Annotated in this window: 13 protein-coding genes, 1 tRNA gene and 1 pseudogene; 5 read left to right on the forward strand and 10 right to left on the reverse strand. The window is 59.2% G+C overall.

Features of this window, described 5'->3' with window-relative positions; genetic code table 11:
* Window positions 1-208: 208 nt before the first annotated feature.
* The 6 genes and pseudogenes from AC07SI_RS25480 to AC07SI_RS25505 form a co-directional block, all read right to left on the reverse strand.
* Window positions 209-7,321: a two-partner secretion domain-containing protein gene (locus tag AC07SI_RS25480; RefSeq protein WP_495006738.1), complete on the reverse strand. Its 7,113-nt coding sequence runs from the start codon at window positions 7,319-7,321 to the stop codon at window positions 209-211.
* A 33-nt stretch (window positions 7,322-7,354) separates the two neighbouring features.
* Window positions 7,355-9,076 carry a ShlB/FhaC/HecB family hemolysin secretion/activation protein gene (locus AC07SI_RS25485; protein ID WP_495006739.1) on the reverse strand — a complete coding sequence of 574 codons (1,722 nt, stop codon included), beginning with the start codon at window positions 9,074-9,076 and terminating at the stop codon, window positions 7,355-7,357.
* Window positions 9,077-9,819: 743 nt separating this feature from the next.
* Window positions 9,820-11,451 carry a hypothetical protein gene (locus AC07SI_RS25490; protein WP_495006740.1) on the reverse strand — a complete coding sequence of 544 codons (1,632 nt, stop codon included), beginning with the start codon at window positions 11,449-11,451 and terminating at the stop codon, window positions 9,820-9,822.
* Window positions 11,452-11,910: 459 nt separating this feature from the next.
* Window positions 11,911-12,126 (reverse strand): annotated as a pseudogene (locus tag AC07SI_RS25495) (ParA family protein); the annotation flags it as partial.
* Window positions 12,127-12,247: 121 nt separating this feature from the next.
* Window positions 12,248-12,323 (reverse strand) — tRNA-Asn (locus AC07SI_RS25500).
* Between the two features lie 60 nt (window positions 12,324-12,383).
* Complete coding sequence (locus tag AC07SI_RS25505) at window positions 12,384-13,280, reverse strand: LysR family transcriptional regulator (protein ID WP_201145600.1); 897 nt, start codon at window positions 13,278-13,280, stop codon at window positions 12,384-12,386.
* Window positions 13,281-13,381: 101 nt separating this feature from the next.
* On the opposite strand from AC07SI_RS25505, the gene lldD reads away from it, so the two are divergent.
* Window positions 13,382-14,512 carry an FMN-dependent L-lactate dehydrogenase LldD gene (gene lldD / locus AC07SI_RS25510; RefSeq protein ID WP_120449275.1) on the forward strand — a complete coding sequence of 377 codons (1,131 nt, stop codon included), beginning with the start codon at window positions 13,382-13,384 and terminating at the stop codon, window positions 14,510-14,512.
* On the opposite strand, the gene AC07SI_RS25515 is transcribed toward lldD, so the two are convergent.
* The 3 genes from AC07SI_RS25515 to AC07SI_RS25525 are packed head-to-tail and all read right to left on the reverse strand — an operon-like array spanning window position 14,509 to window position 18,085.
* Window positions 14,509-15,741, reverse strand: coding sequence for a CaiB/BaiF CoA transferase family protein (locus AC07SI_RS25515; RefSeq protein ID WP_495006741.1), 1,233 nt, complete (start codon window positions 15,739-15,741; stop codon window positions 14,509-14,511). The two genes, lldD and AC07SI_RS25515, sit on opposite strands and share 4 nt — an antisense overlap.
* A gap of 26 nt (window positions 15,742-15,767) precedes the next feature.
* Entirely contained in the window at window positions 15,768-17,297 is a 1,530-nt protein-coding gene (locus tag AC07SI_RS25520) for a 3-hydroxyacyl-CoA dehydrogenase (RefSeq protein ID WP_495006742.1), read from the reverse strand.
* Between the two features lie 2 nt (window positions 17,298-17,299).
* Complete coding sequence (locus AC07SI_RS25525; protein ID WP_106803087.1) at window positions 17,300-18,085, reverse strand: enoyl-CoA hydratase; 786 nt, start codon at window positions 18,083-18,085, stop codon at window positions 17,300-17,302.
* A 250-nt stretch (window positions 18,086-18,335) separates the two neighbouring features.
* Between AC07SI_RS25525 and AC07SI_RS25530 the strand changes: the two genes are divergently transcribed.
* The 4 genes from AC07SI_RS25530 to AC07SI_RS25545 all read left to right on the forward strand — a co-directional run bounded on the left by AC07SI_RS25530 (window position 18,336) and on the right by AC07SI_RS25545 (window position 23,012).
* On the forward strand, window positions 18,336-19,205 hold the full coding sequence (locus AC07SI_RS25530) for an IclR family transcriptional regulator (protein ID WP_065904331.1): 870 nt from the start codon (window positions 18,336-18,338) through the stop codon (window positions 19,203-19,205).
* A gap of 69 nt (window positions 19,206-19,274) precedes the next feature.
* Window positions 19,275-20,429: an acyl-CoA dehydrogenase family protein gene (locus AC07SI_RS25535; RefSeq protein ID WP_495006743.1), complete on the forward strand. Its 1,155-nt coding sequence runs from the start codon at window positions 19,275-19,277 to the stop codon at window positions 20,427-20,429.
* A 55-nt stretch (window positions 20,430-20,484) separates the two neighbouring features.
* Window positions 20,485-21,759, forward strand: coding sequence for an MFS transporter (locus tag AC07SI_RS25540; RefSeq protein WP_495006744.1), 1,275 nt, complete (start codon window positions 20,485-20,487; stop codon window positions 21,757-21,759).
* 326 nt (window positions 21,760-22,085) lie between these two features.
* Window positions 22,086-23,012 (forward strand): GGDEF domain-containing protein, encoded by a 927-nt coding sequence (locus tag AC07SI_RS25545; RefSeq protein WP_065904326.1) that lies wholly within the window; start codon window positions 22,086-22,088, stop codon window positions 23,010-23,012.
* 20 nt (window positions 23,013-23,032) lie between these two features.
* Here AC07SI_RS25545 and AC07SI_RS25550 read toward each other — a convergent pair whose 3' ends face one another.
* Complete coding sequence (locus AC07SI_RS25550) at window positions 23,033-23,800, reverse strand: iron-containing redox enzyme family protein (RefSeq protein ID WP_207200669.1); 768 nt, start codon at window positions 23,798-23,800, stop codon at window positions 23,033-23,035.
* Between the last annotated feature and the right edge of the window lie 16 nt (window positions 23,801-23,816).

The following is a 23,816-nucleotide window of genomic DNA, read 5'->3' on the forward strand; positions in this document are numbered from 1 at the left end:
GCTAAATTCTTAGTCGCCTGATGCAAAGCCGTCATAAGGTCATCAAGATTGAAATTCCATTTACCTCCCTCAACAGGGGGATATATTTCTATTTCAATTGGTCTTCCTGGCTCATGTGATACCTCAGCCAACTGACTCGCCCCCGCCCAAATCTCGAATACACAATTCTCCCGATCTGGGGGGCTTGTAATCACAGTAGATAAAATATTCATAGCTTCGGCGGCTCCAATAAACCAATAAATTTTCCATTCGAATCGTAGCGAAGCCCGCGGCCATCGGGGGCAATCACATCCATGACCTTCCCAAATCTACCGGTGTCTTTATAGGTTACGGTGGTCGCCGGATTGCTCAAGATCTCGTCAGCTATTTTTTGACCTTGGGCGTTGATTTCAGAAGGGCTTCCTTTAACGCTAGGAAACGCACTGCCTTCACGACTACCGTGTTTTTGGAGTGCTCGACCAGCTAATGAAAGTTGTCCTGATTTATCGGCCGGATCAAGTAGTTTTCCTGCGTTCGACAAATCATCAATGTTTTTCCCAGCGAACGCACTATCTTTTGTACCGGCTACTATCTCCTCTGCCGCAGCTCCTACATCCTCGGCGACTGCACCTCCAACATTCGCACCAATCTCTGACGCGCCACCCGCACCGGCCCTGGTCCCCGCTCCAGCTAATGCTTCACTTGGAGACTTACTGAACATCCCAGTGATTCTAGCTATGAACCCCTCGGCAGCCCCGCCCAGCAATTCAGGGACAAGCCCCATCAGGATGAATAACGATATTTCCGCTTTGAGCTTATCGACGTCAGACGGCGTATTCTGCGGTGGCAAGCCATCGTCATTAAACTGATCGGTAGGGTCAAGGTGAAACCCCTGATCGTTGTACTTTTCCGCCGTTCCGCCAATCAGGCTACCTGTCGCCGGGTTCCCACCCGCGGCTCCCGCAGCAATCAAACCAATGATCTGCGCAGTTCCGATCTTCAACTGGCTCCCTGCGGCACTCAGGTCGGCCGCCTCAAAGCGTGAGCTGACATACTCCGCCAACAGGCCATTCGCAATAGGCGTCAGCCCTTGAGCCACACCACCAGCAATTGCTCCACTGGCAAAACTCTCTCCGCGAGCCTTGGCGATCAACCCACCCAATGCCGCATGCAAAACCAGCTTTTCAGCTATCTTGGGGGTAACATCCAGATTCGCCGCCAAGTCACCAATCTTCTTGTTCCCAATTGCGGCGCCTAGCTCAATGCCTTCACCAATGAACGCCTCTCCCAGATTAGAACCTAAGCTTCCGCCGGTAATGACCGTAGAAACACTGCCGTTGATGAGTGCATGAGTGCCACTTCTCAGGAGAGTATTGGCCCAGTTTTCCGGTTTGAGCATGCTTGAGGCATAGCCAGGATTCTGTATCGGCCCGCTGGAGGCAACTGTTGAGCCGCCATTAGTCGCTCCGCTCGCGTCGGAAAACCACTTGGTGTCTGCGTAGTTGATGAGACTCGCCGTCACGCCCGCAACTGCAGCGTTTTTCAAGCTGCCCGCACTGAACGTTTCTTTCACCGCCAACCCAAGATTGCCCTTGTTATTGATGGTGCTCGTGGCAGCAGTAGTCCCCAGGCTTGTCGCTACGGCCAAATTGGCGCCCTGCAACCCGAAACCTGCTGGGCCCATGATGAACGACATCAAGATTGCGATCGCAATCTTCGCCCCTGCCCCCAACCCAGAAGACTCGTACTTGAAGCTATCGTGAATTTCCTTGACCTGGCGCCAATCGATGTCGCCACGTGCTTCTGCTTGCTTCATCCAGGCGAGATTCGGATCGGCTTGAACCATCGCATCAATGGTTTGACTTACACTCTGCTGATCGACTTGTTTGATGTCGATTCGAACGCCTTCAACAGCCTTGATCACCAATTTACCCTGAGCAATCAATGCACTTTGCCGCAGGGTCTCGTCTGTCTTTCCTTCGCCCTTCATCTTGTACCAAGCCAAGTCGCCCTTGCTCTTGGTATGGCTCTCGTCGTGATAGTCCTTCACACCTTCGAACACGATACGGCCACCGCTATCCAGCGTCAGGTCCTTACCGCTGTTCAGGCTTGCCACTTGATAACGCTGATCGCCACCGCTTTTGAGTGTGAGATCGCCGCCCGTCTTTATTTCGCTTCCGACGTGAGTGCGCTGCGTCACCTCATCTCGTTTCGCCGCATTGCTCCCCCAACTGCCTTTTTTGGTCATGTCATAGAGGGAGTAGTCGCGGTTGAGCTCTGCCAACAAATTCAGCTTATTCCCGGCAGCCAGATAGGCCTCATTTCCGGCGTCGATCTTGCTGGAGACCATCGTCACATCATGTAGTGCAGCGACCTTTACATCACCGCCGGCCTCAATCGTTGTGCCCTGCTGCCGAGCATGGTCTTCTTCCTGATTGATTTTCTTGCCGCTACGTTTGTAGCGATACTCGCTCGACTCCTCGTTGGCAGCCGCGAGGAGGTTCACGTCGGTGCCTGATAAGTTGACGTCGCCGCCTGCTTTAACATGACTGGCAACCATCGTCAGTTCATTCGTTGCATTAACATCAAGATCTTCACCGACCTTGATCTCACTAGCGTGCTGCACCGTCTGGCTTTGTTCCCAGAAATGCCGCTTGTCCTGGCGCATCGACCCGGTTTCTTCGCGAGCCGCAGCGATAACAACATCGTTACCCGCACTCAACGACGCGCTCTTGCCTGCCGTAATGGCCCCGCCCACGTTTAACAGGTCCCGCGCAGCATGCATCGTCAGGTTGTTTCCGGCTTCAATGCTCGCAGCGCTATCCACAACCGCAGTCTTGGAGCTGAACCCTTTCCCACTGTTTTCAATCGTGGTGATGGTACGGTCATTGCGGATATCGCCGGTCAACGTGCTCAGGTCAACATCCTTGCCCTTGAGGATGCCGCCTTGCATGTTCACCAGGTCCTTGCCCGCCACCAGCTTAAGCTTCTCCCCTGCCTCAGCTAGCCGCGTGTTCACTAGATTGTTACCTGCGGCTGCCGAGAGATTTTCACTGGCGCGCAAGGTCCCAGAGCTCTTCAAATCCGCCCCGGCAATCAGCGTCATATCCTTGCCTTGAATCAGCGCGCCATCCGCCGTCAGGCGGTTGTTCGCCTGGGCCATGTACAACACGGGCACCAACACGTGTTCACCATTCACCACTTGGTCTTCCATCCAGACGATGTCGTGGGTCAGTGCGGCGACTTGTTGGGAGGTGAGGCTTACACCCACGGAAAGGTTGAGTTGATCCTTGCTGGCAATGGCATTGTTCATCAAATACTTGAACATGCCTTCATCGGTGGTCTGGCCAGCAATGAAGCGTTGGCCGGTTCGGGCAGTAACGGCTTGTTGGATCAGGCGTTGTTCATAAAGGCCGTCCCCCAGGCGTTTCCAACTGGTTTCAGGGTCGTAGCCGAGTTTGCCCAACAGGTAATCCGAGCTCATGAATTGCTTGAGGTCGGTGAAGGCAGAGTTGGTTTCGACCAGGTATTTAGGGCCTACGAGCACGCGGCTGGCGTCCGAGCCCTGGATGTAGGCCTGGCTCAGGTCCTGACTGCTTTTGGCTGCGGCGGCGCTATCGACCACGTGGAACAACCCGTTCGCACCGCTCGGCAAAGCGAAGCCCGGCATGGTGGTTGGATTGACTTGTTGCTGTGCCAGGTCGGGTGGCAGTTGTGGGTTCAGCACGACCACGGCGGGTTTGGTCACCGCAGTGGCGCCGCCTTTGTCCGGAACAGGTGTAGGCGGCGCGAACTGTACGATGCTGCTGTTTTCCAACTGCTGGGTAGCCAAGATACTGACGTTGCCACCCGCTTGAATCACCGAGGCGATCGGATCGCCCGGGGTCACGGTGGTGGTATCACCTACGAGACTGAAGGAATTGAGTGCGCCAACTGGCAACACCTTGGGGTTAGGTTGTGCGTTGTAGGGGTAGATCCAGTTCGCACGGAAACGGTCATCGGTACCGTCAGTTATGCGGCCTGTGTTCCAAGTACGTGTACGCGTGCTGGTGCCGGTAGTCGCGCCGATGTTTGCGAAGTTGTCAGCGGTGATCAGCAGGTCCGCGCCCGAGGCCATAGTGCTGTATTTATTGAGAACACTTGATCCTTCGACGGTCAGTTTGGCGCCACTCTGGATCAAAGAGCTGGCCGAATCTGTCGCCACCACACTCTTGGAGACTTCATGCGCAACGTAGTCGACGTTGTGATGATCACCACTGCAGTCGTAGCACGTTACGCTGAGGTAGCCCGACACGGCTTCGTCGACAGTGCTGAACACATCCTTGCGGTTGATCACGCTGTCGCTGCGCACTAATACGTCGTTGGTGGCCTCGATATGGCTGGAGATGTTTTCCAACGACGCACTGCGCTCCACGCCGTCGCGAGCCATTACGCTCAGGCCGCCCAAGCTGTAGATATCGGCGTAGTAATTGGTCAGGTTCTTGAGGCGCAGCGCCATGTCAGTGCCGCTGAAGATCAGGCCGTGGTCGTTGCGTACAGCGTCAGCGTTCACATCAACCTTGCCGGCACCACCCAGGGTACCGGTGTTTGTGACGTTGGTAGCCGTCAGGGAGAACGCGCCGCCGCTGGTGATACGCCCGGCATTGATCCACGTGTCGGCTTTACCGGTGAAACTCTGGCTGGCTGCAAGCTTGCCGGTGGATGCCTGGTTGAACTGGCCGACGGTGACATTGAGCACATCAGCTTTAACGTCAGTGCTGTTGTCCCAGGTCGCGGCATCGACGGTCAGTGTGCCGGCAGTGGCAACGCTTCCGCCGATATTGCTGAACTTCGCCAGATCGACGCCAAAGGTCCCGGTGCCGACGTGCTGGATATTGCCACCCGCGTTATTGAAGCTGGCCATGCGCAGGGACACGTCATGGTTAGCCGCTTCGATCATGCCGCTCTGGTTATCCAGCAATTGCTGGCTGGCCACGCTGGCGGTACCTTGCTGGCCAAGAGAACGCAGCTTGCCGTTCTGGTTGTTGATGGACGCGGCGTCGATCAGCAAACCGCTGCTGCCTTCGACCAGGCCAGATTGGTTGCTCAACTCGCCAGTGAGGCCAAAATCGATGGCGTCTGAGGCCGCTCGGCCTTGGATGTTGTTGAGGTCGTGAGCACGAACCGTCAGCTTTTGCTTGGCCAGCAGGGCGCCGTCTTGGTTGTCGAGGGTGGCAGTGGTGATCAGTGCATCGCCACTCAAGGCGGACACTTGGCCGCCGTTATTGAGTACTGATTGTTGCGCACCCAAGTCGAGCGAATCGGCCTGGATCAGCCCCGCGTCGCCCACGACAGTTAACGACTTGCCGTTATCCAGCACCGTTGCCAGGGTGGCTTTAAGCTTGCCTGCAACGCTGGCTAAAACGCCGCCACGGTTATCGACACTCTTGGCATCGATATCGAGTTCGCCGGTCTGAGTGATGACACTGCCATCTTGGTTGTTCAGTCCCTCACTCAGAGTCGCGGTGATTCCGCTCTGACTGAGCAGGCTGCCGGTGGCGTTGTCCACCGCACCGCCGTTGAGGGTCAGACCCTGCTGGGTGCTGATGATGCCTTTGCCGGAGTTGATCAGTTGCTGGTGGGCCGTGAGGCCCATTGCATTGGCGGACGCGATGTAGCCGTCGAGGCTGTTGTCGATGATGTCGGCGGTCAGAGTGAGCTGGCCTTGGCTGATCAGTTTGCCGCCTTGCTGATTGAAGATTTTGGCGGTAGCGAGAATGTCGCCCTGGCTGGTGATCTGACCCTTAACGTTTTCGACGGTGGTGCCGTCCAGGGTCAGCGCACCTTTGGCGGTGATTTTGCCGCTGCTATTGTCTAGGCTGGCCACGTCCAGGCCCAGAGTGTCCTGGCTGCTGATGATGCCGCTGGTGTTCTTCACCGCTGTCGCTTTCAGCGTTTGCTCACCACCGCTGGCCAGGGTGCCGTTGTCGCGGTTATCGAGCGTACCTCCAAGGGTAGTTTTGGCCGTTCCCTGACTGGTCAGGGTCCCGCCGCGATTGTCGGTGTCCTTAGCATTGAGCGTCAGACCTGTGTTGGCCGAGAGTGTACCGGCACGGTTATCGAGGGTTTCAGTGGCAGTGACCTTGAGGTCGCGGCTGGCGATGACGCTCTGTCCATGGTTGTTGATGTTCTTGGCGGTGAGGCTCACATCACCGGTCTGATTGCGGGTGTTCTCCGGGGTGACCCCGGCCTCGACCATGCCGAGGTTGTCGAGCTGACCGTCGCTGGTCAGCTTGACGCTGTCCTGAGCAGCGATGGAACGGCGGTTGGTCAGTGTGCCTTGGGTGGTTGCTTCGACTCGAGTACCGCCATAGATCGCACCTTGGGCATCGAGGCTCTGGGCGTTGATTACAACCGCTTCAGCCGCCGTGGCTTGCGCCAGGCTCAGGTGACCATTGGCATCCAGCTGCATATCGCCGCCACTGGCGAGCATCTTGCCGTCGAGTTTTACCCCGACACCGGCTTCGCTGCTCACCAATTTGATTGCACCGGCGTACATACCGCCCAACGCCGAAGAGTCGATGGCCAGTTGAGGGGTGGTCGCTGGGTCAGCGGCACGTGCCGTTGTTTTCAGGGTCTTGGCGTCGACGTCATTGGCGCCGGCGATGATTGTCAGGTTCTTGGCCTGGATCTCGGCATTGATCTTGGCCGAGCGGGTGATGATCTCGAAGCGGTCAATATTGTTTGCGTTGAGTTGAGCGCCGTCGACGGAAACACTGCCTTGATCGACCTGATACCGACTGACCTGGCCGTTTTCAATCACCGCTTTACCAGTAGTAAGCGTCGCCTGCGGTGTGTTGATAAAGCCGCAACCATTGCAGGTGATGCCATAGGGATTAGCGACGATCACATGTGCCGACTGCCCCGCCACTTCGGTAAACCCGCGTAACTGGCTCGGACTACCACCGTTCACCTCGTTGAGGATCACATTTGCGGCATTGCCCTTGAGGTTGGAGTTGCCGAGGATGATCCCGCCCAACTGCGTGGACTGGGTGCGGCTGGTGGCGTTGTTTAGGATCAGTCCCTGCTGGCCGACGTTGTAATCCTTGAACTGGTTGTGCGAAAGCCCGCTGCCATTGGGCGCTGCAATATTGACGATCGGTACGCCATTCGCCGCCTGGCCCAGGCTGGTGCCGGGCGCGCTGACCACGATGCCATCTGCCTGAGCCAGCAACGGCTGCCAGAACATGGCGTTGGCCAGTACCAGTGCCAACCCGCGCTTGGGTAGCCCGAGGAAGCTGGAGCGGGTTTTCAGGGCCGCAGAAGGTTGGCGCGCGAGGAAGGCGAACTGGCGAACGTCCATGTGATGTCTCGATGCCCAAAGGGCGGTAAAAATTTAAAGGAAGAAATCCATACGGAAATAGATCGGCGCTTCACGTTCAGTGATCGGCCCCGGTCGTTCCAAAGAGTGTGCAAAGGTCACAGTGGCGGCGACGTTCTGGCCACGCGCAAACAGGTCGACCGAGTTGCTGCTCATACGCCCATGCTGTTCGGCGTTGTATCGTCCGTGACTGATCGCGCCTTGGTCGTAGCCGAGGCTGGTGCCGTACTCGCTGAATACTGGCTGCATCCACGCCCAGGTCACCGGGCGACTCCAGCGCAGGTCGTTGCGCCAATAGCCGCCGCTGTCGCCAGTCAGCGTCTGATCTTTGTAGCCGCGAATCGATGACTGCCCGCCCAGGCTCATGCGTTGTGGGCTGAAGAGCACGTCTTCGCTGCGCTGGCCGGTCATCAGGCTGCTGAAACTGAACGACTCGCCCCACAGTTTGAACGGGTACAGGTAGCTGAGCGTCGCGGTGTATTTGCGATAGCGCGCATCGGCCTGGCCGGGGCGTGGGTTGTGATTGGCCTGGGCGTCGAACGCACCGATGCCGTCCTGCATGCCCAGGTCGATGTTGAGGAACGAACCGCCAATACGTCGACCATGGTTGATGCCGAACTGGGCTTCGCTGAGGCGGTTGCTACTCAGAGCGAGCTTGCTGTCTTCGATGAAGTTGTTGGTGCGCAGGTAGGCCACGCCGGTGTTGAGGGAGGTTTTGCTCAGGGCGTCACGGTGAATAACCCGTTCCAGGCGTAACTGATGGTTCTGGCTATCGCCCGATTGCTTGAAGTTGAAGCCGCTGGCTTGGGCCAGTGAGCGGTATTCGGTTTCGCTGTAGCTGTAATTGAGGTTCCACCAACCGAACGGCAGGCTGTAGTTGAGCATAGAGTTGCGCGAGGTTTTCTGGTGGTCACTGACCGCATCGTGGCCGCCACGCAGCGACAATTGATCGGCCAGACCGAGTGGATTGTCCCAATCCAGGCTGGCGCCCCACTGCTGCTCGCCAGTGGCGCGCTGGCCGCCGTTGTGGCGCGACAGGCCGACGCGCCAGGGTTTCTGCGGGGTGTTTTTGACCAGCACTTCGCTGCCGCCCACTTCTTTGCCGGGCGCCAACTCCATCTGGGCCTGGTTCGAGGGCAGACGGTTCAGTTGATCCACCATTTGCTCGATTTCACGCAGGTTGAGCAGGTCGCCCGGTTTGCCTGGAAAGCTCATGGCGAGTTGGCGGTCGGTGATGCCGCTGCCCTCCGCGCCCTTCATGCCTTCCAGACGGCCTTCCACCACTTGCACCTTGAGGTTGCCGCTGGCGAGGTTCTGTTGCGGCAGGTAGGCGCGACTGGTGACGAGGCCTTTGGCGAGGTAGTGGTCGGTGATGACCTTGAGCAGATCATTGAGCTGAGGTACGCCCAGGCACTGGCCAATGTACGGCTTGAGCAAGCTGTTGCGCTCGCCTTCGGAGAGCGCGTCAGCGCCGGTGAGTTCGATGGTTTTGATCAGGAAGCAACGGGTGTCTGCCGGGGCTGTCGGTTTGGCGGAGGCAGCGGTTTTGCCGGGCAGATCCTTGAGTTCTTCGAGGCGGCGCTGCTGCTCTTCGAGCAGGCGATCCTGACGATCGCGGATCAGGTCGGTAACGCCCGGCGTGTTCTGCGGGGTTGCGCCTTGGGCCGTCCCGGCTAAGCCCAGGCATAAAAAAACGGACAGCAGGCTGAGCCTGGTCCGACGCCTGCAACGCCACATGTGTAGATCCCTCTATATAGCCAAGTGCCATCAATGAGCGGCGATCATATGGTGGCGTTATAGTGGCGTCAATTAAATGTACAAATTTGTTTTCGGGACGATACATGGAAAATTGGGACCGCCGCTCAGCCGTACATGGAGGAAATTGAGACGAGCTCTGTAAATATAGCCAAGCACTCTAATCGCTAGGCCAATCAAAAAACCTGCATGGCTGCAGGCTCTTCTCAAGCTAGGTTCTCAATCCAGACAGTAAATCGCCCGCTACCGCATTGCCTCCAGTGCATGCCTCATCTGCTCAACATCCACATGAACATATTTCAGGGTCGTGGCGATAATTCGGTACCCCAACAGGTCCTAGAAGATGTGAAGGTTGCTCTTGGGTTGCTTCATCAAATCGGTAGCGATCGTATGCCGAAAGCCGACTTAGCACTCGGAGCAGAACGCCTCATGCGTTCATTCAAGAGCTTCTTGGAGAGGTACGGATGTAACCCAAGACTATTCCCCAGTGCTGTTCTTGATTGGGGGCATTTCCCGAGCGCCCTACGTGATCGATGCGATCAAAGAGGCATTCCCGGAATGTGATTTTGCTCCGAGCGACGCATCACTCGGAGTCGTGGACGGTTTATCAGTGTATGCATCACTGACATGAAGGTCTGGTCCCTCAAAACGACTGGAACATTGAACGCCATTATCAATGAGCTTGTAGAACCTCAATATCCAGATCTTCCTTAGCGGCAAGCGAATCACATCCGCGTGTATTGCATCTGTGATAGCCCCAAGACGTTGAATGCTTTACGAATGTTTGCGTTAGTGGGCTCTCTATCCCGTAACCACCTCACAGGTAAGTCGAGATAGCTAGCCCACAGCGCCCCTTGCTTGAAGTCCAGCCACCGATTGGTTTTTGCCATTACCTCCAGATATTGATTCACCAGTGGGTACTGCAGATCCCCAGCTGAATACTTAGCCAACTTGAATGCTTGGGTGTAGTAAATAGAGGAAGCGGCGTAATCGGCTGACCTGTAGAAAACGATCCCCTTAAGCCATTCCACAAGCCATGACAAACGCCCTGCTACGGAGGCGCAGCTCAACTCTTCGTGGAAAGAATTTACGTCCTCCAAGGTTAAATTTTGGAGGTTCCTCATCACCATGCCTCGCTGCACATACGTGTCAAGATCAGCGGGCTTGTCTAATCTCCAGCGAGAAATAACGTCTGCGCGGATCCGCGCTGCATAGGCGCCGTAGCGCTTCTCCAACCACAAAGTAACGTTATCGGGCACATGCCCATCATGGTCTGTGTGTTCCATCATAAGGTCGCTTGCAGTCTGGCATTTAGCTTCAAAGCCCCCCCAAAAGTGAGGTGCCATTTTGATACCTAGACTGACTCTCTTCTTCATGCGGATTGAAGCCTGGCTCTCTAGTCCAAACTTTTTCCCACTCTCGTCGGGTGGCTCAATTTCTGAAGCATGTTTAATAAGGTGTTGATCTAGATTGGCAAGGTATTCCTTGATCTCTACCGCCATCCATCCAGCGTAAAGCCGTGTCTGGCTCAAGGTCTCCTTCAGAAACTCCCTGCCAAAGACCTTTTGAACATCCTGCGTAATGAAGGTGGTGATTCGTGCAATTACAGCGCAGGTAACAATACCGTCTTGGAGCCGTTGCTCAACTGGATTTCCAATCAATGCTTGCGCATTGAAAGAGTCCTCCAAGTTTTTCACCAGCGCAGGAAGGGAAGGTAAATGCTTGCCCGCTTTCCAGTTCCGGGCAGCCCTCTCGTTGCGCTCATATCGACCTATTTCGTCCTGCGTCCCTGCGGGATCATGGAACCTGGAAAGGCGACAGCCACATGCCGCATAGGCCCAAGCCATTACCTTAGCAAGGGGTGTTGTCATATCCCCATCAACGTTTGAGGGCAGGTACCAACACGGCTCCAGAGGCTGAGGAACGGCATAGATATACCCTTGCATCACGATCCAGGTACGAGCCGCAGAGCGCACCGCTATTTCAATGGCATAGCTCGTTAGAAAATAGCGTGTGGTGTCGGCCTTGGCCATGTACGTACCCATCTGTTTAATCAGGGACACGTACGACTCGTGCAGGTCATTGAGTAATTCGCGGATTTGCTCCGCTCGGAACCCACATCGGACATACCGCCCTAGCGTGCTTGTAAGGAGCTTCGCGATATCCTCAAATGTGCTCTGCAAATGGCAGTCCTCCTTCGCCAGGCGCTGCATTCGCTTTTGGTAAGTCTTCGCCATGCTCTGATCGAACTCGGTTTCGTCGAGACGATCATGGGCCTTTCGGGGCATCACGCCAGACGCCGCAACCGCATACTTAACCACGTCGCCTAGAGTGGGTGATGTGTACACTCTTTCCATGATGTGTTTCCCCGAAGTGCCCGTGTGGCTTACTGCTGATTAGGGTTCATTTGCTTACCTCGGTTTGCGTGCACAAGGGAGTTGGTGGTGTTCGAACCATTGGTACCTCGGTTCGTGTTTAACGAGTCAGAACGGTGATTGTTCTGAACGCGCTGGTGGTTGGATGGTTGCTGATTCGACGGTTTGTTCGACATGGTGTTACTCCTGAGTAATGGAGGCGCAGCGTGATTGAGCGCGCTCCTTGGGTGACGCCTGCAGATTACTCAGTGCCCCCTCATCACTCCACGTCGAAACTGGCGACGTCCTTTTTATACGTTTGGGAACTTACAGAACGTCAAGGCGCCCCCCGTACATTTTTTTTCAGCGCTAGCAGTTGAACAATTAGGTCTGTCTGAGCGGCATAGTCGTCACACCCATAAAGCGCGGCACACTGAATCAGAGATGAATCAATTTCTGGAAAATTGAATCGCCCCGGGTCTCATTATTCGCGATTAGTTGATAGGTGCCGCCTAGCGCTTCATGCGATAGCGCGTAGAACGACGACAGCGATGGCTGGTTATCAAGATCAATGAGTAGGGTTCGAAGACCTGCATCGGCGCAGAACGCGCCTAGATTGGCGCCTACCGTGGTTTTACCCGGCCCGCCTTTGGTTGAAACGACTGCAGCGACTTTCATGGAGCTTCCCTCTGAATCGTAAGATTTGAGACGGCTTCATGCTGGTCACGCTGTGCGCTTTGATCACCCTGGAGAAATCCAAGGCAAAAAAAAGCCTGCATCTCTGCAGGCTTTCTCTATCTGGCTCCACGACCTGGACTCGAACCAGGGACCCAATGATTAACAGTCATTTGCTCTACCAACTGAGCTATCGCGGAATGCGCCGTATGTTACTGATTGAAAAGGAGAAGTCAAGCTTTCTCTGGTATTTCAAGTGATTAAACCGGATGACCGGTTGCGAGCCGGTGCTCCTTTGCCAGTTCCAGCCAGGCCAGGGCTGCCGGTGGCAGGTGGGCGTTGGTGCGCCAGGCCAGGGCGATGTGCCAGTCGGTGTGGGGTTCGTCCAAGGGGATCAGGGCGATGCCGGGGTGTTGGTGTTTGTGCGCCAGCATGCGCGGCAGGAAGGCGACGCCGAGGCCGGCGGCGACCAGGTCGACGATGAAGTCGATCTGTCCGCTGCGTGCGGTGACACGCGGCGTGACGCCTTTGCGCTCGCAGGCGGCGAGGATCTTGGCGTTGAGGGCGAAGCCGGCTTCGAAGAGGATGAACGGTGAATCGGCGAGGCCGGTAAAGTCGATGCGTGAGCGCCGCGCCAGTGGGTGACTGATGGGCAACACCGCCATCAGCGGTTCATTGCGCACGGGCTGGTAGTCGAACGCTTCATCCACCGGCAGCAGCAAGGCGGCGAGGTCGACCTCCCCCGCTTCCAGGCATTCGCGCAGGCGTTTGCTGCCGTATTCGGTGAGTTCGATGTCGATGTCCGGGTAGCGGCTGCGGTAGGTGGCGAACATGGTCGCGAACAGCACGCCGCAGCCCACCGGTGGCAGGCCAATGCGCAATACACCGCGCTTGAGGCCGCGCAAATCGTTGATCTCGGCCACCAGGTCGTTGCGTTCGGCGAGCAGCACCAGGGCCCGGCGATAGGCGATTTCGCCGGCGGCGGTGAGTTCGTTGCGGTGACCCAGGCGGTTGAGCAGCGGCGTGCCCAGTTCGTCCTCCAGGGTCTTGACCGCCTTGCTCACGGTGGACTGGGTCAGGGAGACCACCTCGGCCGCCTGGGAGAAACCGCCCTGGCGCACCACTTCGACAAAGGCGCGCAGTGTTCTGAGGTTCATCGGTATTCCCTTTGCGACTGGATGCCAGTGATAAAAGTTGTTTTTATCATGCCATAAATTTCCTTATCCTCAAGCCACCTTGCCTTGTGGAGACACTGTTGATGATCATCTCGTCCGCTTCCGATTACCGCGCCGCTGCCAAACGCAAGCTGCCGCGCTTTCTGTTCGACTACATCGACGGCGGCGCCTACGCCGAGCACACGATGCGCGCGAACAGTTCGGACCTGGCCGAGATCAGCCTGCGCCAGCGCGTCCTGCGCAATGTCGACAACCTGAGCCTGAAAACCAGCGTGTTCGGCCAGGAACTGGCGATGCCGGTGATCCTCAGCCCCGTCGGCCTGACCGGCATGTACGCGCGACGCGGTGAAGTGCAGGCGGCTAAGGCGGCGGCCAAGCAGGGCATTCCCTTCTGCCTGTCGACGGTGTCGGTGTGTTCGATTGAAGAAGTGGCGTCGCAGAGCCCGCAGGCGATCTGGTTCCAGCTGTATGTGCTCAAGGACCGTGGCTTCATGCGCAATGCGCTGGAGCGCGCCCAGGCGGCCGGGGTCACCACGCTGGTGTTCACGGTCGACATGCCCACACCTGGCGCGCGCTATCGCGATGCGCATTCGGGCATGTCGGGTCCTTTCGCGGCACAGCGGCGCATGCTGCAGGCCGTCACCAAGCCACAATGGGCCTTCGATGTGGGCCTGATGGGGCGTCCGCACGACCTCGGCAATATCTCCAGATACCTCGGCAAACCGACGCACCTGGAAGACTACATTGGCTGGCTGGCCAACAACTTCGATCCGTCGATCAGCTGGAAAGACCTGGAGTGGATCCGCGAGTTCTGGAAGGGACCGATGATCATCAAGGGCATCCTCGACCCGCAGGACGCCAAGGACGCCGTGAGTTTTGGCGCCGATGGCATCGTGGTCTCCAACCATGGTGGCCGCCAGCTCGACGGCGTGCTGTCCACCGCCAAGGCGCTGCCACCGATTGCCGATGCGGTTGGCGATGACCTCACGGTGCTGGTCGACTCCGGCATCCGTTCCGGATTGGACGTGGTGCGCATGCTCGCACTGGGCGCCAAGGCGTGCCTGCTGGGCCGCGCGACTGCCTATGCACTGGCCGCCGATGGCCAGCACGGGGTGGAGAACTTGCTGGATATCTTCGCCAAGGAAATGCGCGTGGCCATGACCCTGACCGGCGTCACCTCGATCGACCAGATCGACCGCACCACCCTGGTCTAGCCCTGCTGCTCGACGATACCGCGCGCCTTGAGGTGCGCCAGTTGCTCAGCCGACAGGCCCAGCCGCTGCTCGAGGATATCGTCGGTGTGCTGCCCCAGCATCGGCGCCGGCCGCACATATTCCACCGGCGTCCCGGACATCTTGATCGGGCTGCCGACCATGGCGAAATCGGGATTCTGCGGGTGGGGGATTTTCACCATCAGGTTGCGCGCGATCACTTGCGGCTCTTCCAGCGATTGCGCGATGGAGTTGATCGCCCCCACCGGCACCTTCGAGGCATGAATGCACGCCACCCACTCATCGGCCGTACGCCCGAGAAAGTGCGCCGAGAGCAATTCGACGATCTCGGCGCGATGGGCCACGCGGTCGGCATTGCGGCGAAAGCGCGGGTCATCCGGCAGGTGCGGCAAGCCGATGCTCTGGCACAACGCGACGAACTGACTGTCGTTGCCACAGGCAATGATGAAGTCGCGGTCGGCCGCCCGGAACACCTGGTAAGGCACGATATTGGCGTGGGCGTTGCCATAGCGCTGCGGCACCTTGCCCGAGGCCAGGTAGTTCATGCTCTGGTTGGCCAAGGTCGCGACCTGCACGTCGAGCAAGGCCATGTCGATATGCTGGCCGACGCCTGTGCGCTCGCGGCTGAGCAGCGCAGCCTGGATCGCTACCGTGGAATACAGGCCGGTCATCAGGTCGGAAAAGGCCACGCCGACTTTTTGCGGACCGCCGCCCGGCAGATCGTCGCGCTCTCCGGTGATGCTCATCAGGCCACCGATGCCCTGGATGATGAAGTCGTAGCCTGGTTCCTCGGCACGCGGGCCGGTCTGGCCAAAACCGGTGATGGAGCAGTACACCAGGCGTGGATTGATCTCGGCCAGGGTCGCGTAATCCAGGCCGTAGCGGGCCAGGGAACCGGCCTTGTAGTTCTCGATCAACACATCGGAACTCGCCGCCAGTGCCCGTACCAACTCTTGCCCCTCCGGGCTGGCCAGATCGATAGCCACCGACAATTTGCCGCGATTGGTGGACTGGTAATAAGACGCCTGCCCGGACGACTCGCCGGTGTCGGTCTTCATCCACGGCGGGCCCCAGCCACGTGTGTCGTCACCGCTTTGCGGCCGTTCGATCTTGATCACTTCCGCGCCGAGGTCCGCCAGCACTTGCCCACACCACGGACCGGCCAACACACGGCTTAAATCCAGTACCCGCAAACCTGTCAATGCACCCATTGTTCTTATCCTGTGAGGTTGGGAAATCAGCCGACTGCCGGCTCTTCATGGCGCAGGGAAATCCCCAGCAACGCCCGCCGCCGCAACCAGGGACTGGGGCGGTAGCGCGGGTCATGGGTGAGCTCGCTCATGCGCTGCAAAATTGTCAGTATTCTCTGCGGGCCAAGCGCATCGCCCCAGGCCAGCGGGCCGTTGGGATAGCCCAGGCCCAATTGCACCGCCTGGTCGATATCGGCGGGGGTGGCGATCCGTTGCTGCGCGATGTCGCAGCCGAGGTTGACCACCATCGCCAGGGTGCGCTGGGCGACAAAACCGACACTGTCACCGATCACGGTCACCCCGACTCCATCCGCCGCGAGCAAGGCATGCGCGGCATCACGCATGGCGGCAGAGGTCAGGGGGTTTTGCATCAGGGTGCGCTGGCGCGACAGGTCCGTCAGCACATCGATGCACACGGTGCGCGCCGGGTCGGTGCCGAAGTGCACCGACGCGCTGGTCGCGTCCCGCCCATAAGGTGCCAGCAGGCACAGCGCTTCCGGCGACGGCTGTGGCGTGCTTTCCAGCTGGGCACCGAGGTCGATCAGCAAGGCACTGAGGCGCACATGGTCTTCGCTGTTTTCGGTGGCGATCCACACCGGTGGCTGTTGCCGCACCGTCGGTACGGGTTGAGGCTGCGGGGCGTCCACCACCTGACCGTTTTCATAGCGGTAGAAACCCTGTCCGGTCTTGCGCCCGAGGCGCCCGCCCACCAGCATCTGCCGGGTCAGCGGTGACGGCCGGTAGCGCGGCTCCTGGTAGAACTGGGTGTAGATCGATTCCATCACCGGGTGTGACACGTCCAGGCCGGTGAGGTCGAGCAGTTCCAGCGGCCCCATGCGGAAGCCGGCGCCGTCACGCAGGATGCGGTCGATATCGCCCCGCGCGGCGATGCCTTCGTCGAGCATCTTCAGCGCTTCAGTGCCATAGGCGCGCCCGGCGTGGTTGACGATGAAGCCCGGGGTGTCCTTGGCGCGCACGCCGCGATGGCCCATGCGTGCAACCAATGCGAGCAGCGCGGTGGCGACGTGCGGCGCCGTGGCCAGCCCGTCGATGACTTCCACGACGCGCATCAACGGCACCGGGTTGAAAAAGTGCAGGCCCGCCACGCGTTCCGGGTAGCGGCAGCCGGTGGCGATGGCGGTCACGGACAGCGAGGACGTGTTGGTGGCGAGGATGCAATGCGGGCTGACAATGCCTTCCAGCTGTTGCAGCAGGCCGCGCTTGGCGTCGAGATTTTCGACGATGGCTTCGACCACCAGATCGCAATGCTGCAGGTCATCGATAATCTCAACCACCTGCACGTTGGCCCACGCCGCATCCATCGCCGCCTGGCTGATCTTGCCCTTGCCCACCAACTTGGCAAACGTGGCGCCGAGGTTGTCGCGGGCCGCTTGCGCAGCGCCGTCGCGGGCATCGAACAGGCGCACCGCCACACCGGCTTGAGCGGCGATCTGCGCAATGCCCGCGCCCATCACACCGGTGCCCACCAGGCCCAACGTATTAAGGGTGTCGGTCATGCTTATTCCCCCCGGTATTCAGGCGTGCGTTTCTCGAAGAACGCCGCAGCGCCCTCCTTCTGGTCCTTTGAATCGAACAACAACTGGAAGGCCTTGCGCTCCAGTACCAGCGCACTTTCCAGCGGCAGGTCGGCACCGGCCAGCATCACTTCCTTGATCTGCTCGACTGCCAGGGGCGGCAGTGCGGCAATCTGCGCCGCCAGCTCCAGCGCCCGAGGCAGGGTCTGGTCGTCGCTGACGACTTCGCTGAGCATGCCCATCGCCAAGGCTTCTCGTGCGCCGACCATGCACCCGGTGAGCGCGATGCGCATCGCCTGGAACTTACCCACCGCGCGGATCAACCGCTGGGTACCGCCCGCCCCCGGCATCAAGCCCAGCTTGACCTCCGGCTGGGCAAACCGCGCCGATTCGCCGGCGACGATCAGGTCGCAATGCATCGCCAACTCGCAACCGCCGCCCAGGGCAAACCCGTTGACCGCGGCAATCACCGGCTTGGGGCAACGGCTGATGGCTTCCCACAGGTACTCGGTGTGGCGTCGATACATATCGATTGCGCCTGCGCTGGCGAACTCTTTGATATCGGCTCCGGCGACAAAAAACTGCGCGCCACCGGTCAGCACAATCGCACGCACCTCGCGGCGCTTGGCGAGTGCCCGAAAATGCTCGGCAAGGGCTTCACGCACCTGGGCATTCAGGGCGTTCTTGACCTCGGGGCGATGAATACGGACCACGGCCACGCCGTTGTCGTGGACGTCGAGGGTTACCACGGGTTGGTCTGCGCTGGTCACATTCACTCCTGCTGCAACGTTCTTGTTAGTCGGCCTGTCACTTGTTTCGCTGTGCGAAATAACATTCCGTATTTAGCCATGATCATAAGTATCGACCCTGCAGGTGTAAACGCAAAAACCCAAATCCATTTCAAAATAGCCGCTAACCCGCTGTTTAAACAGGTTTTATCAGCAAGCGTCGGAAAACCTCAATATCTTGCTTTGTTTCGCTGTGCGGAATAGAATTTTGTTTTGTTGATTTTATAAAAAAATGAGGCTTAACATGCGCCGTCAAAACGCGGACCCGGATAGCTCAGAAGTCCCGGCTGGCAACCACGCTTTCGAGCATGTGTTGATTGACCCGATGAACAACGATGAGGAGGAAGACAAGGACCGCCAGTTCGTCACTGCGCTGGCCCGTGGCCTGGAACTGCTGCGCTGCTTCACGCCCAGCGAAAGTGTGCTGGGCAACCAGGAACTGGCGCGCAAGACCGGGCTGCCGAAACCGACGATCACCCGCATGACCCACACGTTGACCCGCTTGGGTTACCTCAAGCACCTGCCGCAGTCAGGCCGGTACCAGTTGGATGTGGGCGTGATGGCCTTCGGTTACGCGATGCTGTCGAACCTGTCGATCCGGGCCGTGGCCCACCCGTTGATGGAGACGATGGCCAAGTACGCCCAGGCGGCCGTTGCCATGGCCACCCGGGACCGCCTGGACATGGTCTACCTGGACGTGGTCCAGGGCGAAGCGAACATGACGATGCGCCGCCAGGTCGGTACGCGCCTGCCGTTGCACTTGAGTTCGGCAGGCCGCGCCTGCCTGGCGGCGATGCCGGAAAACGAGCGCGAGTTCATGCTCGACCATATCCGCCAGCGTCATCTGGAGGACTGGCCGACACTGCGCAAGGGGCTGGAGCGCGCGTTCAGGGACTACACCGACTTCGGCTATTGCATGTCGATCGGAGAGTGGCACCGCGATGTAAACGCCATCGCCGTACCGCTGCTGCACCCACAACATGGCTTGCTGGCGTTCAACTGTGGCGGACCGAGTTTTCACCTTTCCCGGGAGAAACTCGAAGACGACATCGGGCCGCGCCTCAAGCACATGGTGAACAATATCGTGGCCGCCACCCGCTAGCTGGATCGGTGTGCGGCCTCGGCAGATTGACGATAACAGGCCCGCTGAACGGGCCGCTGAGGAATGCACATGATCCGAGACCCGCAAACACTTCATATCCTGGTGGATGCCATTGCGCAGTTCGTCAACGAAGCGCTGATCCCACGGGAAAACGAAGTCGCCGAGACCGATGAAATCCCGGCGGATATCGTCAGCCAATTCCAGGAAATGGGCCTGTTCGGCCTGACCATTCCCGAAGCCTACGGCGGCCTGGGGCTGACCATGGAAGAAGAGGTGACCATCGCCTTTGAGCTGGGGCGCACCTCCCCCGCCTTCCGCTCCTACTTCGGCACCAACAACGGTATCGGCTCCATCGGCATCCTGCTCGATGGCACCGAAGCGCAGAAGGCGCATTACCTGCCGTTGCTGGCCAGCGGCGAGCTGCTCAGTTCGTTCTGTCTCACCGAACCGGACTCGGGCTCGGATGCCGCCTCGCTGAAAACCACCGCGGTGCGCGACGGCGATCACTATGTAATCAACGGCACCAAGCGCTTTATCACCAACGCGCCCCACGCCGGGATTTTCACGGTGATGGCCCGCACTGACACGCCGATTCGCGGCTCGGGCGGTATCAGCGCATTTATCGTCGAACGCGAAACACCGGGGCTGTCGCTGGGCAACCGCGACCACAAGATGGGCCAGCAAGGTGCGCACACCAGCGATGTGATCTTCGACAACGTGCGCGTTCCGGCCAGCCAATTGATCGGCGGCGTCGAAGGCGTGGGCTTCAAGACCGCGATGAAGGTCCTCGACAAGGGGCGCCTGCATATCGCGGCCGTCAGCGTGGGAGCGGCGGAGCGCATGCTCAACGACGCGCTGAACTACGCCATCGAACGCAAGCAATTCGGCCAGCCGATTGCCGAATTCCAACTGATTCAGGCCATGCTCGCCGACAGCAAGGCCGAGATCTACGCCGCCCGTTGCATGGTGCTCGACGCCGCGCGCAGACGCGACGAAGGCCAGGACATCGGTACCGAAGCCTCGTGCTCGAAGATGTTCGCCACGGAAATGTGCGGGCGGGTAGCCGACCGTTGTGTGCAGATCCATGGGGGTGCCGGCTATATCAGCGAGTACGCCATCGAACGGTTTTACCGGGATGTGCGCCTGTTCCGCCTGTATGAAGGCACCACGCAAATCCAGCAACTGGTGATCGCCCGCAACATGATTCGCGCGGCGCAGCGCTAGGACTCACCGCAATACCCATACCCAATGCCCTAACAACTACAAACAAGGTATCGCTATGGAAGTCGCCGCATCGACGGGCGCGTTGTCGCCTGCCAAAAACCACCTGTGGATCATCGTATTCGTGTTTTGCTTCCTCGGCCTGCTGATCGATGGTGCCGACCTGATGCTGCTGTCCTACAGCCTCAGCAGCCTCAAAGCCGAGTTCGGCCTGAGCAGCGTCGAAGCCGGCAGCCTGGGCAGTTTCACCCTGGCCGGCATGGCCATCGGCGGGATCTACGGCGGCTGGGCCTGTGACCGTTTTGGCCGGGTGAAAACCGTGGTGTGGAGCATCGTGCTGTTCTCTGTCGGCACCGCCATCCTGGGCATGACCCACAGCTATTGGCAGTTTGCGAGCACGCGGTTTTTCGCCTCCCTCGGCCTGGGCGCGCTGTACGTGGCGTGCAACACCCTGATGGCCGAATACGTGCCGACGCGCTATCGCACCACCGTCCTCGGCACGCTGCAGGCGGGCTGGTCGGTGGGGTATATCGTCGCCACCTTGCTGGCCGGCTGGATCCTGCCTGAACACGGCTGGCGCTGGCTGTTCTACGTGGCGATTATCCCGGTGATCCTCGCGGTCCTGATGCAACGCCTGGTTCCGGAACCCCAGGCCTGGCTGACGGCCCGCGCCGAGCGCGCGCGGCAGAAAGCCGATGGCACCCGGCACGCGCAGAAGAGCAAGCCCGACGGTATGTTCAAACTGATTTTCAGCGATCCAAAAGCCAGCCGCATGTTCCTGCTCTGGGCCCTCACCGCAGGCTTCCTGCAGTTCGGCTACTACGGCGTGAACAACTGGATGCCGTCGTACCTGGAAAGCGAGCTGGGGATGAACTTCAAGTCGATGACCAGCTACATGGTCGGCACCTACGCGGCGATGATCTTCGGCAAGATCCTCGCCGGCCTGGCGGCGGACCGCCTGGGTCGGCGTACGGTGTTTGCCGTGGGTGCGTTGGGCACCGCGATCTTCCTGCCGGTGATCGTACTGTTCCAAAGCCCCGAGAACATCTTGTGGATGCTGGTGGTGTTCGGTTTCCTGTACGGGATTCCCTATGGCGTCAACGCCACCTACATGACTGAAAGCTTCGAAGCCAAGTTTCGCGGTTCGGCAGTGGGTGGGGCCTACAACATCGGCCGCATCGGTGCCGCCGTGGCGCCAGCCGCCATTGGTTTCCTGGCATCCCACGGCTCCATCGGCGTGGGCTTTCTGGTGATGGGCGGCGCGTACTTTATCTGCGGGGTGATCCCGGCGCTGTTTATCCGCGATAAACAGTTCGATCCACAAAAACAGTAAAGCCGAGCGGGCCGGTGGCAGCGCCGGCCCTGGTTTGCCAAATAACTGGCGTCAGTCTTTGCTTGCCGGTTTAACCTCAAAAGAAGGCGATTGATTTATAAGGGTTTTAATTTAGTTAAAACCAATTGGCATGGATCTGGCTCTAACCTCCTTCAAGCAGGTTACGCGATGACAAGACGTGCGGCAGTGCCCAGGGGTTATAACCCACTGTAAAGCGGTTTAAACTATTCCCATGTTTTACGGAACTGAAGGAACAGTAAGACGCTTGGCACTCGCCACTCTCATCGAGCCTGTAAGACAGCCAAGTGCTTAGAGGCCGATCGTTTATGAAAACACCCACCCAGACCAACGCAATTGACTTCGACAGTGCCAAATTGCAACGCCTGGGCTTTGGTCAGCCGTCCCTCCTGCCGCGCCGTCCCATCACCCTTCTGCAACTTCGCCAGCAACTGGGCATGCAACTGCAGACCAGCCTGGAACCGGAGCGCATCCTCGCGACGTTTTTCCGCGAGATCCAGCGCCTGGTGCCGCTGGACGCCCTGCAATATCGCCACGCTGCCAGCGATCTGCGCCTGGAGTTCGGTCATCGCGGCCACCATTCGATGAGCTATAGCCTGAGCCACGAAGGCGAGCACCTGGGCGAGCTGATTTTCCGGCGCAACCAGCGCCTGCTGGAAGAGGAACTCGGCCAGCTGGAGTCGCTGCTGGCAACCTTGCTCTACCCGATGCGCAACGCCCTGCTCTACCGCGCCGCCACCCGCAGCGCGCTGCGTGACCCGTTGACCGAGACCGGCAACCGGATTGCCATGGACCAGACCCTGCAACGGGAAATCGACATGGCACGTCGTCACCTGAACCCGCTGTCGCTGTTGATGCTGGACATCGACCACTTCAAGAACATCAACGACACCTACGGCCACGCCGCCGGCGATAACGTCCTGCGCGCCGTCGCCGGAGCGATCAAGGCCCAGTTGCGCAATGTCGACATGGTCTTCAGGTTTGGTGGGGAAGAGTTTCTGATCCTGCTGTCGAACACCGGCCGGGATGCAGCCGCAATGGTCGGCGAACGCCTGCGCCAGGCGGCACAGGCCCAGGATTATTCGGCGGAGGGTAAACGGATCGAATTGACGGTGAGCCTCGGCTGCTCGACCTTGCTGGCCGCCGAGTCTGCCGAAAGCCTGCTGCGCCGGGCCGATAACGCCTTGTACGTGGCCAAGCGCGAAGGCCGCAACCGCCTGGCGATGGCAGGGTAACCCCCACCACCGCCGTTACATCAGGCTTCGCTGGCCACCCGCGCCGGGCGCTCACGCACCAGCACCGCCGGCTTTTCCTTCTCCAGGCGCATGCAGCTTTCCAGGAACAGGTACATGTAGTCGTAGCTCTTGCACACGGCCTGGCGCAGCTCAACCTGCAAGGCTTTGCTCGGGTTCATGCCGGCCAGGGTGCAGATAATTTCCAGCGCCTCCCACGGGTGGGCGTCATCGTACTGGGCATGCATCTTCAGCCACTTCATCGCGCGCTTGCGGTCTTCCTCGGGGAAAGCCGCCGCGTAGACACCGGTGGAACACACCACCGCCGACCACTCCCCGGTCGCCCCCTCGATCGCGTAGTTGGTCGCAGCGATGGCCACGATCAGAGAATCGGCCGAGCTGGTGTGCCAGCACCAATGGCTGAGCGCGTGCAGCTCCGGCGGCACGTTCTGCGCCTGCAGTTCTTCGAGGCTGACGCCATGCGCACGGGCCCAATGCACCCAATAATCGGCGTGGTTCAGTTCCACGCGAATGTTGCGCATAAGCCAGCGTCGCGCCATATCCTCCCCAGGATGGCGGGCAAACTTGGTCTTGGTGAGGTTCTGTGCCATGTACAAGGCAAACTGTTCCACCACGGGCCAGCCACCGATCAGGTAGTGACGCAGGGTCTTGGCGCTGAGCGTGTTATCGCGCATGCGCTGGTACAGTTCGTGTTCGACAACGCGCCGCTTGCTCTCGCTACAGTCCTGGATCAGTTGTTGCGCCCAGGCGGGGTAACTCGAGGCTTCCATAAGCGGGCCGGTTCTG

It is taken from the genome of Pseudomonas sp. GW821-FHT05D12, assembly GCF_059419825.1.